Genomic DNA, 11756 nt, shown 5'->3' on the forward strand with positions numbered 1-11756 from the left:
AACAAATCTGCGCTGAGTGTACGTCAGTTAAAAACTGCCCGCAAGGGGCTGTTTTTCAAAAACTTAAAATTATTTAGGGATAAACACAAATGTTTGCTCGCCTTGCATGACTAATTGCTGGTCTTGCATTTTAAGCTCGGCACCTTGCTTTAAGGCTTGTAATAACTGCTGCTCAAACTCATCAAGCTCTTCGCCGCACGACTTGCGCGTCATTCCTAATTTACTTACGGTAAGGTTACTTTCTTCAAGCGAGCCTTCACCAAAAAATTTGTTACAGCCAGCAAAACCGTTTACTTGCAGTGCTTCAATAAAGCTCATTGATGCATTAAACGAAGGTGGAATTGCTAAACCATCAACACGTGATAATTGCCATTGGGTGTATTTAAGCTGCTCACTGGTAACCGTCCCTGTTGATGCGCAACCAACACATAAACCGACTATAAGCATCGGTATTGCTGCTAATTTCATGCTACTACTAACTAATTGTCTAATTAATGTAATTGTAACAATATTTATGCCCTTTATCCGTTAAAAATGCATGTTTTAAATGTAAATTTTTGTTCTATGATAGTTCAAAAGTTATGCGATTAAGTACTAAGTTGTAGTTTTAAATACGTTATCTATTTGCTCTGGTAAAAACGGTCTACCTTTTTCATTAACAGACGTTCCTATAACCAGTGCATTGAGCATTACTTTTTCATCGCTTTTACGTATAACCGTTTGCTTAAACGCAAATTTTAAACGACTAATACGCTGCGGCTCCACAGCCACATAAAATTCATCACCTGGTAATAGTGAATGTTTATAGTCCATTTCGCTGCGCATCACGACTAGGTTAATTTTATCTTTCGCTAATTGAGCAAAATCAATACCGTGTGCGTACAAAAATTCATGGCGAGCATGCTCTAAATAATTAAAATAGACGCTGTTGTTTACAATGCCTTGTAAGTCACATTCGTAATCACGTACCTTGAAGTCAACTTTAAAGGTCATATTAGTAATCCTGATTATTTAACGTATAATTGCCGCGTTTATAGCACATGTGTTTAAATAATTGCTACCATACGAGTCCCTAAAATGGAGTTAAGTAACCCAATGAACTTACGTTTGTCTTTAATTACTGCCGCACTTTTACCGCTGCTTGGTGCACCAATTGCAGCTAACGCTGATGATAGCGACCTAGAAAGAATTGTTGTAACCGGCGATTTTCAGCGCGAAAGCATTCAAACTTTAAGCGCGAGTGCGAGCTTATTCAGCGAAGATGAAATTAATCAACGTGGTGCAAGTTACTTAGACGAAATGTTAGGCAGTACCGCCAATGTAAATTTTGCATCTGGTGCGTCGCGCGGTCGTTATATTCAAATTCGTGGCGTGGGACTTCGTTCACAATTTGTAGACCCTATTAATCCATCTGTAGGCTTAGTTATTGATGGTATTAACTATTCTGGCCTTGGTGGCAGCTCATTATTATTTGATATAGACCAAGTAGAAATTTATCGAGGGCCACAAGGTACACGCTTTGGCGCAGACGGTATGGCCGGTATGATCCAAATGGGTTCAGCTAAAGCCACAAGCGATCCAAGCTTAAAATTACAAGTAGGTGCTGGCACATACAACACCCGCGAAGCAGGTATTGCAGCAAGCACAGGCTTAACACATGACACTAGCGCACGCGTTAGCTACTTTCGTAGAAAGTCAGACGGTTACGTAGATAACCTGTACTTAAATGACGAAACACAAAATCAAGACGAGCAAGTAGCGCGTTTTAAATTAAACAGCCAGCTTACAAAGCATTTAAATACTGAGTTAAACCTTCACTATATTGACATAAACAATGGTTACGATGCGTTTACGCTTGATAACAGCCGCAATAGTGTTGCCGACGAGCCAGGGCAAGATAATCAAGAAAGCTACGCTATAGGTGTCAAGAATACTTACACGGGTTTTGACGCTTTTGATGTAAATCTAAACCTATCTGCTATTGATACCGAATTACTTTACAGCTTTGACGAAGACTGGGTATGTAACGATACAAGTGAACCACAGTTATGCGCTGCAGGCTTACATCCTGATGGATACAGCTATGAAGACGCTTACTATCGCGATCGTGATGATAGAGCAGCTGAATTACAGCTCAGTGGAAAATTAAAAAATTGGGTCTTGGGGGCATATTACCAAGTGCGTGATGTAGACCTTGACCGTCAACGTAGAAAATTTTCTGAATACCAAACCTTTAATTCTCGATATGAAGTAAGTAATACTGCGATTTATGGCCAAGTAGAGACATCAATTGGTCCAAAAACTACATTAATTACTGGTTTACGTGTAGAGCAATACCAAGGTGACTACACCGATAGCAATGGCTTTATAGAAGATACTGACGATGTAATGGTTGGCGGTAAAATTGCGCTAGAGTATCAGGTAATTGATCGTACGATGATCTACACCAGCATTACGCGTGGCTACAAAGCTGGCGGTATTAATTCAGAAGCATTGGCTAAAGCAAAAGATGAAGGCTTAAACCTAAGCGCTGATTTTCTCCAGCAGCACACCAGCTTCGACCCTGAGTATTTATGGAGTGGCGAATTTGGTGTTAAAGGTTCATCGCTTGATGACAAATTTACACTTCGCTTAGCCGCATTTTACATGCATCGTGACAACATGCAGTTAAAAGGATGGTTAATAGAAGATCAACAATTTACCAGCTATGTTGATAACGCAAGTTCTGGTAGCAATTACGGACTAGAAGTTGAAGGAAGTTACCAACTAACCGATAATCTGTTTTTAACAGGCAGTGCTGGTTACTTAAATACTGAAATAGACGATTTTGTTGCTAGATCTAATATCTATCAAGCCCCTTTAAACCAAGACGGTCGCGAGCAAGCACAATCGCCTAAATATCAATATGCGTTTACTGCTCGCTATAACTTTACAAGTGAGCTTTACGGTATGATTGGTGTTGAAGGGAAAGACGATTACTACTTCTCTGACAGCCATAACTCACAGGCACCAAGCAGCAACTTAGTTAACTTAAGCTTTGGCTACGAAGCAGACATGTGGGCAGTACGCGCATGGGCTCGTAACGTGTTTGACGAAACAGTCCCTACTCGTGGCTTTGAGTTTGGTAATGACCCACAAGATGGTTACGCAACGCATACCTATACACAATTAGGTGAGCCTCGCGTAGCAGGTGTTACGTTTACACTTAATCTGTAAAGCGTAGCCGTTAGCTTTCAAATGAAAGCGACAGCAAGTAAATAAAAACACCGCGTTAATTTAAACGCGGTGTTTTTATTTGTAGGTGAGGTTTTATACCTCGCTTTTTTATAAAGTTAAATTACATGAGCGCGAAATAAATTCGCACCTACAAATATTCCATCTACGCCTACAAGCCAGCATCACGCTCTTTGCACATCAAACGCGATTACATCTTTAATTTTATCTTTATTTGTTGCGAGCATTACAAGCCTATCTATACCCAAAGCCACTCCTGCGCACTGTGGTAATCCATGCTCCAGCGCTTTAATTAAACGCGTATCCATTGGCACTTGCTTTAAACCGTTTTCAGCTCGGTATGCGTTATCTTCATTAAAACGTTTAGCTTGCTCGCTGGCATTTGTGAGTTCGTTAAAGCCATTCGCCAATTCCATATTTTTATAATAAAGCTCAAAGCGCCCTGCTACACGTGTATCGTGTTCACAAATTTGTGCAAGTGCCGCTTGAGAAGCTGGAAAGTGATACACAAAACATGGCTTATCTTGTCCTATTGTGGGCTCTACTTTCATACAAAATAATAATTGCAGTAAAGTATCTTTATGCGTTTCATTTTGGGCTATATCAGCAAATCCATGCTCACACGCTAGTTGCTTTAATTGCTCTATGTTCGCTGTTAACGGATCGAGTCCAAGTGCTTGTTCAAACGCTTGCTGATAGGTAAGCCTTGTTGCCGGCTCGACATCTAAAACAAGCAGCATTAGCTCATCCATTTCATCCATAAGTGCAAATTCATCAAAGCCTGGGCGATACCATTCAAGCATTGTAAATTCAGGATTATGATGACTACCTGCTTCTTCATTTCTAAATGCTTTACAAAGCTGAAAAATAGCGCCTGAGCCTGCTGCTAACAAGCGTTTCATAGCAAACTCTGGAGATGTTTGTAAAAAAAGAGGGAGCCCACCAGCATGCCCTGGACCTACAAATGTGGTGTTAAAACTGGCCAAATGCACATCGGTTACACTGGCACTGCTTAAGCTCGGCGTTTCTACTTCCATTACATCACGTGCATAAAAAAACTCACGAATGCTACGTAATATCGCTGCACGTTGTTTTAGTGTTTCAATGCTTGCGCTTGGGGCCCAAAGATCTGCTGACATATTTTCTCCAAAAAAAATCCCAGCTTAAGCTGGGATTTTATAAACAATGTTAAAGCTTACTTAACACGGCTTACGTATTCACCGTTACGAGTGTCTACTTTAATTACTTCGCCAATTTGTACAAATAATGGAACTCGTACTACAGCGCCTGTGCTAAGCGTTGCTGGTTTACCACCAGTACCCGCTGTATCACCCTTAAGGCCAGGATCTGTTTCAGTGATCTCAAGCTCAACAAAGTTAGGTGGTGTAACAGCAATAGGGCTGCCGTTCCATAATGTGATTGTACATAAATCATTTTCAACTAACCATTTAACTGCATCGCCTAGTGCTTTTTCGTCAGCAGCAATTTGCTCAAATGTTTCGTTGTTCATGAAATGCCAAAATTCGCCGTCTGTGTATAGATACGCTAAATCTGTATCCATTACATCAGCACCTTCAACTGATTCACCCGATTTAAAGGTTTTTTCAAGCACCTTACCAGAGATAAGTTTACGGATACGAACACGGTTGAACGCCTGGCCTTTACCAGGTTTTACCATTTCATTTTCTAAGATACTGCAAGGCTCGCCGTCCATCATAATTTTTAGGCCGCCCTTGAACTCGTTGGTGCTATAATTCGCCATCGTTTCCTCTATTTATATTTTTTCGAGTAATCTACATGCCAATGATACAAAGAAATGAAGCAAATTTGCATAAAAACTGGCAAAAAGAATTAGCAAATGTAGTTACCTGCCCAGAAACCTTGCTTGAAATGGTCGGTTTATCGAGCCAAGTCCATGAAAACGACCTAAAAGCCCGCAGTTTATTTCCGGTACGCGTGCCTATCCCTTTTATAAAAAAAATACGCAAAGGCGATCCAAACGATCCTCTTTTATTGCAAGTCATGCCACGCCATCAAGAATTTTTAACTAAGTCGGGTTTTAATAAAGATCCCCTACTTGAGCAAGATAACGAACAACCCGGCCTTTTACATAAGTATAAATCGCGTGTTTTAGTAATGTTTAAAACCGGCTGTGCAGTCAATTGTCGTTACTGCTTTAGAAGGCATTTTCCGTATCAAGAAAACCAACTTAATAAAAAAAGCCTGCTTGAAACACTAAGCTACATAAAATCTGATGCCAATATAAACGAAGTGATTTTAAGTGGTGGCGATCCGCTGATGGCCAAAGACGATGCAATAAGTTGGTTTTTAGATGAGCTTGAGCAATTACCACAAATTAAACGAATGCGAATTCATAGTCGTTTACCTGTTGTTATTCCTGCACGTATTACCGATGAGTTATGTGAGCGATTAGCAAAATCGCCATTAAAAATTATTTTTATTAATCACATAAACCACGCCAACGAAATAGACGCTGACTTTAAAGCTGCTATGCAAAAGCTTAAACAAGCAAACGTAACGCTTTTAAACCAAGCTGTAATTTTAAAAGATGTGAATGATACGCTCGATGCGCAAATAAATTTAAGCGAAGCGTTATTTGACGCAGACGTATTACCGTATTATTTGTATTTGCTCGATAAAGTTGAAGGGGCCAGCCACTTTGATATTAACGAAGAAGACGCGATAAAAATAATGGCAGAGCTATTAAAAGCCCTGCCTGGATTTTTAGTGCCTAAATTAGTGAGAGAAATAGGTGGTCAAAAAAGCAAAACACCTATCGACCTTAAGCTAATTTAAACATATATATTTACGTTGTTACCCAATGATGCAGTTACCGACTTAGCCGGTGTTTGTGCACTTGACGATTGTGCAGCACCTTCAATAAGTGCAAGTGCTGCTGCGCCATCTGCTAGTTGCTGCTTTTTAGATAAAGCAGCGCTATAAAGCTCACTGCCTTGGCCTGAGCCAGAAACAGCGGGTAAACTTGTGCCTGATATATTCATATAACAAACCTGACTTTTAAATGTAATCCAAGTATTATGTCGGCCATGCAGTACAAAGCTTTAGGAAAACCATGGATTCAATTATTGAACAACTCAATACTAATTTAAAAATTGTTTATCGTCAGGCGCTTGATGCCGACAAAAAACTCGATGAACTACAACAGCAAGGCCATGGCAAATTTAAAGCCTTATTTGCACAAGATGCTGGTTTTAGCTTTGAAGCTAAACGCTTTAAGCCGTATGTTCTTGACGTAGCCGCTGACGTTGAAAGCTTATCTAACGATGGTTTTGATGAAGAAAAACTTAAAACAACCGTTATTAAGTTACAACAAATACTCACGCTGTTAGCTACTTTTAAGTAAAGCTTAAAAATAAAAATGCCGCTATTTAGCGGCATTTTTATTTTAAGTTAATCTAAACTTGGTAATATTTGCTCACCAAACCATTCTGTTAATAAGCGTTTTTCGTAATATAGTGATTCTTCGCGGCCCATTTTAATTTTATCCATAAAGCCCATATCTTTGAGCTCCACATCAGTATCTTTACTAAGCACTGTACCGTCGTTATCGGTTAACGAATAATTAAGCTTAATTCGTGGAAAGTATATTGATTTTACTACGCGAATTTCCTCCATACCACCATAACGCACATCTCCCGCTAAATCTAAATCAGTAAACTCTACGTTTAACTTATAATCTTTTGGTAGTTGCTCAGCTAATTTAGACATATGTTTTTCAAAACTTGCCGCAATACTTTTGTGATACGAGCCCTTAGCTTGGTTAGACGCTCGCACATCACGATAATCATTAAAGTCATTCCATTTAACAACAGACTCACCAGCATGGGCAAGCGCAGGTAATGCGATACACATTGTTGTTGCTATTTTTTTAACTAAATTCATATCTTTCTCCAAAGAGGTAAACCAATCACAAAAGTGTGGATTGGAGTAAACTTAGTATTAGCTATTACTAAAGCTATTTTAGCACTTGTTTATTAACTATAACTTAATCTTACCAATCAAGTGTTACTTGTTTTGCACAAAATGTAATCAAAAGCATTTAATGTGCTGATATCAAAAAAATACGATTAAAATCATATAAATTACAGATAAAACATGTAAATCACCTCTATTTATGGTGAAATTAACTTAATTGATAAAAGGTACCCACGGAGCTTTCATGACTATTTTAGTAACCGGTGGCGCAGGCTATATTGGCTCGCACACTGTTTTAGAACTTTTACAGCAAGGTAACGATGTTGTTGTTATTGATAATTTAAGTAACTCATCACAAGAATCACTTGCGCGCGTAAAAAATATAACAGGTAAAGAAGCCACTTTTTACCAAGGCGATATTCTCGATAAACCCTTTTTAGATTCTGTATTTGCAAAGCACACGGTTGATAGTGTTATACATTTTGCGGGTTTAAAATCAGTAGGCGAGTCGGTTGCAAAGCCAGTTGAGTACTATCAAAACAACGTTCAAGGTACGCTTACGCTTGTTGATGCGATGCGCGATGCGGGTGTATTTAAATTGGTATTTAGCTCGTCAGCCACGGTTTACGGCGACCCAGCAAGCTTACCAATCAAAGAAGACTTTCCTGTGGGCGGTACTACCAACCCTTACGGCACATCTAAACTAATGGTTGAAATGATGCTACAAGATATCGCTAAATCAGATGAGCGCTTTGCGTTTGCTATTTTGCGTTACTTTAATCCAGTGGGTGCACATGAGTCGGGCTTAATTGGTGAAGATCCTAATGGTATTCCAAACAATCTTTTACCGTTTATCGCACAAGTAGCGGTAGGTAAATTAAAGCAACTCGCTGTATTTGGTGATGACTACGACACAGTTGATGGCACCGGTGTGCGCGACTATATACATGTTGTAGATTTAGCGATTGGTCACTTAAAAGCGCTTGATAAAATTGCCAGCAGCACGGGGGCATTAGTTTATAACCTAGGTACTGGTAATGGTTACTCTGTATTACAAATGGTTAATGCATTTATTAAAGCAAGCGATCAGGCTGTACCCTATCAGGTTTCACCTCGCCGCCCTGGTGATATTGCAGCGTGTTATGCAGCGCCAGAAAAAGCACTTAATGAACTTGGCTGGGAAGCAGTGCGCGGTATTGATGAAATGATGCAAGATACCTGGCGCTGGCAGTCAAATAACCCTAACGGTTATAAGGGTTAAGCAAAAACGGCAAGTGAGAAAACATAGTAATTATGTAGTTTTGCTTCTCTAAAGCGCAGCGACCTCTTAGCCTCTTTGTGAATAAATCACTTAAAACCTTATTGCACAAAGAGAAGAAAAAGAGGAATAAATGAGAAGAAACCAAAACCTAGAAATTACGAGCTTCGCGCGTCACGCCAGCAAGCTGCGCATCTACAGGTAATTAAACCATAGCGTTAAGTTTTGGCTGTAGGCGTAGCGCTTGCTCTCGCGAAAAGCGCAGCTTTTAATTACTTATATTTAAATACTTATATCCAGTATGTAATAACGAGTATATTCGTTATGTCTGTGCCCACTGTCTTAGTAAGTTATGGTACACACCTGTTAATTGAATAATCTCTGGGCTATCTTCTACTTTGCTGCGCAAACTTTGAATCGACATATCTAAATCAAATAACAAACCACGTTTTTCGTCGCTGTTTACCATGCTCTGTAACCAAAAAAATGAGGCTAATCTACGCCCACTCGTTACTGGCATTACACGATGTAAACTCGTTGAAGGGTACAACACCATACTGCCTGCTGGCAGCTTTACGCTATGTGAGCCATAAGTATCTTCAATAACAAGTTCACCGCCCTCATAGTCTTCGGGGTCGTTAATAAATAACGTCATTGATACATCTGTACGAATTTTTACTGGCGTACCCGGCACTTGTCTAATTGCATTATCTACATGTACACCAAACGATTGCCCGCCTTGATAGCAATTAAATAACGGAGGAAAAATTTTTGCAGGAAGTGCAGCCGACATAAACAAATTACTACGCGCAAGTGCTGCCATAATAATATCGCCAAGCTCTTGGCATTCAGGACTATTTTCAGGTAGCTGTAAGTTATTTTTTGCTTTGGTTGATTGATGACCTGCGGTAATACTGCCATCGGCCCACTGCGCTTTAAGCAAAACCTCATGGCAATACGCCACTTCTTCTTTCGTTAATAGCTCTGGAATTTTAACTATCATGTGCGCCCTCTCACATTTTCATCAAATAATTAAGGGCAGGTAATAGGCCTGCCCTTATGCTTACTTTTGTTTTTTAATTTGTTTTAAAATTAAAAAGAGTAGCTCGCTGTTAAACTAAACTTACGACCATCACCTGGTACAAAGTGTCCACCACCTAACTGATCAACGTAATCTTTATCACCTAGGTTTTCACCATTAAACTGCAGGCTCAAATCTTTTGATATGTCATACGCAACCATTAGGTCAAAAATAGTATAACCTGGCGCACGAGAGCGTGTTGACGTAGTGCCGTTGTAACGCTCACCTACATACTGCGCACCTAAACCAAACGATAACTTATCCGACATATCGTACGTAGTCCAAACACTCGCGCTATTTTTAGGCGTACGTGCAAGCTCGTTACCGATTTGAGTTGCGTCGTCGCCTAATGCTTCTGTTACTTCGCTATCTTGGTAAGTGTATGAAGCAATTACAGTCCACTCTTTAGTAATTAGGCCCGTTGCTGAAAGCTCTAAACCTTGAACGCGCTGCTCACCACCGAGTATTTCGTCACTTGAGCTATCTGCAAATGGGTCATCAGTACGGGCATTGGTTTTTTCAGTACGGAAAAGTGCAGCATTAGTCTGCAGGCGGCCATCCATTAGGCTCCACTTAGTTCCTAATTCATAACTGCGGCTTTCTTCTGCGTCTAAATCAGCTGCATTTGAACGCGTAGATACCGTTAGGCTTTCAGCCGATGGGTTAAATGAATTACCTGCGCCTAAATATACACTGCCATTTTCTGTAGGTTTATAAACTACAGCTGCATTCCAGCTAAATAAATCGTCACTTGTAGAAATTAAAGCGCTTGGATCATTGTAATCGTTGTGATAATCCGTAGTGAAGCTATCGAAGCGAATTCCACCTGTAACTTCCCATTGCTTGTTAAGCGTCACTGTATCAAATGCATAAATAGCTTGGTTTTTAGCTTTAGCTTCAATGCTTGTACCGTTACGGCCGTACACACCCGTAAATGCAATTGTTGCATCAGGGTTGTATAAGTCGTTACGTATTCCATCTTCAATTAGGTTATCAGGCGTAGTGGCAACAAAGTTATGGCGTGTAAACGTTTCATTTGCAAGTTCAACACCCACTACAACATCGTGAGTAAAGCCAGCAAATTCATAGTTACCAATTAAATCAACTTGAAGTGCAGCAAGTGAATTTTCTGTATCACGTGTTTTTTCATCTGCAAAGGTAATATCAGTGTCTGTTGTAACCGAGAAATAACGCGGTGCAGTTGTTACTGACTCACGCTTAACTTTACCTAAACGACCTTGCACACGTAACGTAGTATTTTGAGAAAAATCATACTCATAACGAGCTGTTGTTGAGTAAGCTTCAATATCTTCGTAATCACGGTAAATATTACCGTAAAAGTTATCAAAGTCGACAGGAGAAGGTGAGCGTGCACTATCTGCAAGTTCAGCTACTGGCGTATCACTGTAAACCCAAGGAATACCATAATCTGGTAAATTGTCTTGGCGTTGATACTCTAGGTTTAAATCAAAACGGCTGTTTGTACCAAGCCCTGTTGCAAATGCAAACGCAACAGCATTTGTTTCATTTTCAACATGGTCACGACCTGCAACATCACCTTTATCAGTAAGAAGATTGATACGTAGTGCGCTTGTATCGTTTACTTGAATGTTAGTATCAAAACGACCACGGTAATCGTTTTCTGTACCTAAACGTAGAGAAACGTCGTTAAAGTTGTCTAACTTCGCCTTTTTACTTTCTAAATTAATACTACCACCTGTTGCGCCACGACCTGAAACTGCAGAGCCTGGGCCTTTTGCAACTTCAACGGCTTCAATGTTGTAAATATCACGTGTGTAACCTGCAACATCACGAATACCATCAACAAAAATATCATTTGTTGCACTAAAACCACGAATCGACATGCTATCGCCAGTAGGTGAGCCACCCTCACCTGCTGCTAAAGAAATACCTGAAACATTACGCAAAGCATCACGTAGGCTATCTACGTTTCTGTCTTTCATTACCGCTTGGTTGATTACTGTTACCGTTTTAGCTGTATCGAGTAGCGGTTGAGTGTATTTATGCGACGTTGATTTTTCTACAACATAACTAGACTCAGTTTTAGTTTCTGCTTTGGTTACCGATAGTTCTTGAACATCCTGTGCACTTGCCCAAGTTGAAAGCGTAGCTGTAACAACCGCTGCAATTGGCTTCACGTACGCATTTCCTTTATTCGATGGCTTACTCATGGTTACTCCGTAGTTTTTATTAAGCACTTAACTA

The 11756-nt window shown here is 40.0% G+C and carries 12 protein-coding genes; 4 read left to right on the forward strand and 8 right to left on the reverse strand.

Annotated elements, in window-relative coordinates; all coding sequences use genetic code 11:
- Positions 1-69: 69 nt before the first annotated feature.
- Both H5087_RS01910 and H5087_RS01915 read right to left on the reverse strand, forming a co-directional pair.
- The gene (locus H5087_RS01910; protein ID WP_032826923.1) at positions 70-468 is read right to left on the reverse strand and encodes an META domain-containing protein; all 399 of its coding nucleotides are present in this window, start codon (positions 466-468) and stop codon (positions 70-72) included.
- A gap of 126 nt (positions 469-594) precedes the next feature.
- Positions 595-993, reverse strand: coding sequence for a thioesterase family protein (locus tag H5087_RS01915; RefSeq protein ID WP_010555268.1), 399 nt, complete (start codon positions 991-993; stop codon positions 595-597).
- Positions 994-1077: 84 nt separating this feature from the next.
- Between H5087_RS01915 and H5087_RS01920 the strand changes: the two genes are divergently transcribed.
- Positions 1078-3216 carry a TonB-dependent receptor gene (locus H5087_RS01920; RefSeq protein WP_182670962.1) on the forward strand — a complete coding sequence of 713 codons (2139 nt, stop codon included), beginning with the start codon at positions 1078-1080 and terminating at the stop codon, positions 3214-3216.
- A 182-nt stretch (positions 3217-3398) separates the two neighbouring features.
- Here the strand turns inward: H5087_RS01920 and epmA are convergent, their stop codons facing one another.
- Positions 3399-4373, reverse strand: coding sequence for an elongation factor P--(R)-beta-lysine ligase (gene epmA / locus H5087_RS01925; protein WP_182670963.1), 975 nt, complete (start codon positions 4371-4373; stop codon positions 3399-3401).
- A 56-nt stretch (positions 4374-4429) separates the two neighbouring features.
- Positions 4430-4996 (reverse strand): elongation factor P, encoded by a 567-nt coding sequence (gene efp / locus H5087_RS01930; RefSeq protein WP_024596699.1) that lies wholly within the window; start codon positions 4994-4996, stop codon positions 4430-4432.
- Between the two features lie 41 nt (positions 4997-5037).
- Here efp and epmB point away from each other — a divergent pair, with 41 nt between their 5' ends.
- A complete protein-coding gene (gene epmB, locus H5087_RS01935) occupies positions 5038-6051 on the forward strand; it encodes an EF-P beta-lysylation protein EpmB (protein ID WP_182671059.1) in 1014 nt (337 codons plus the stop codon).
- On the opposite strand, the gene H5087_RS01940 is transcribed toward epmB, so the two are convergent.
- Complete coding sequence (locus H5087_RS01940) at positions 6048-6257, reverse strand: hypothetical protein (RefSeq protein ID WP_002960797.1); 210 nt, start codon at positions 6255-6257, stop codon at positions 6048-6050. The two genes, epmB and H5087_RS01940, sit on opposite strands and share 4 nt — an antisense overlap.
- A 71-nt stretch (positions 6258-6328) precedes the next feature.
- Between H5087_RS01940 and H5087_RS01945 the strand changes: the two genes are divergently transcribed.
- On the forward strand, positions 6329-6619 hold the full coding sequence (locus H5087_RS01945; protein ID WP_002960798.1) for a hypothetical protein: 291 nt from the start codon (positions 6329-6331) through the stop codon (positions 6617-6619).
- A gap of 47 nt (positions 6620-6666) precedes the next feature.
- On the opposite strand, the gene H5087_RS01950 is transcribed toward H5087_RS01945, so the two are convergent.
- Complete coding sequence (locus H5087_RS01950) at positions 6667-7158, reverse strand: DUF3016 domain-containing protein (protein ID WP_182670964.1); 492 nt, start codon at positions 7156-7158, stop codon at positions 6667-6669.
- A 277-nt stretch (positions 7159-7435) separates the two neighbouring features.
- On the opposite strand from H5087_RS01950, the gene galE reads away from it, so the two are divergent.
- Positions 7436-8452 (forward strand): UDP-glucose 4-epimerase GalE, encoded by a 1017-nt coding sequence (gene galE / locus H5087_RS01955; protein WP_002960801.1) that lies wholly within the window; start codon positions 7436-7438, stop codon positions 8450-8452.
- Between the two features lie 319 nt (positions 8453-8771).
- On the opposite strand, the gene H5087_RS01960 is transcribed toward galE, so the two are convergent.
- Both H5087_RS01960 and H5087_RS01965 read right to left on the reverse strand, forming a co-directional pair.
- Positions 8772-9452 carry a Fe2+-dependent dioxygenase gene (locus tag H5087_RS01960; RefSeq protein WP_002960803.1) on the reverse strand — a complete coding sequence of 227 codons (681 nt, stop codon included), beginning with the start codon at positions 9450-9452 and terminating at the stop codon, positions 8772-8774.
- 89 nt (positions 9453-9541) lie between these two features.
- Complete coding sequence (locus tag H5087_RS01965; RefSeq protein ID WP_182670965.1) at positions 9542-11722, reverse strand: TonB-dependent siderophore receptor; 2181 nt, start codon at positions 11720-11722, stop codon at positions 9542-9544.
- Between the last annotated feature and the right edge of the window lie 34 nt (positions 11723-11756).

Origin of the sequence: Pseudoalteromonas sp. SR43-7 (assembly GCF_014163785.1) — a bacterium.
Lineage (GTDB): Bacteria > Pseudomonadota > Gammaproteobacteria > Enterobacterales > Alteromonadaceae > Pseudoalteromonas > Pseudoalteromonas distincta.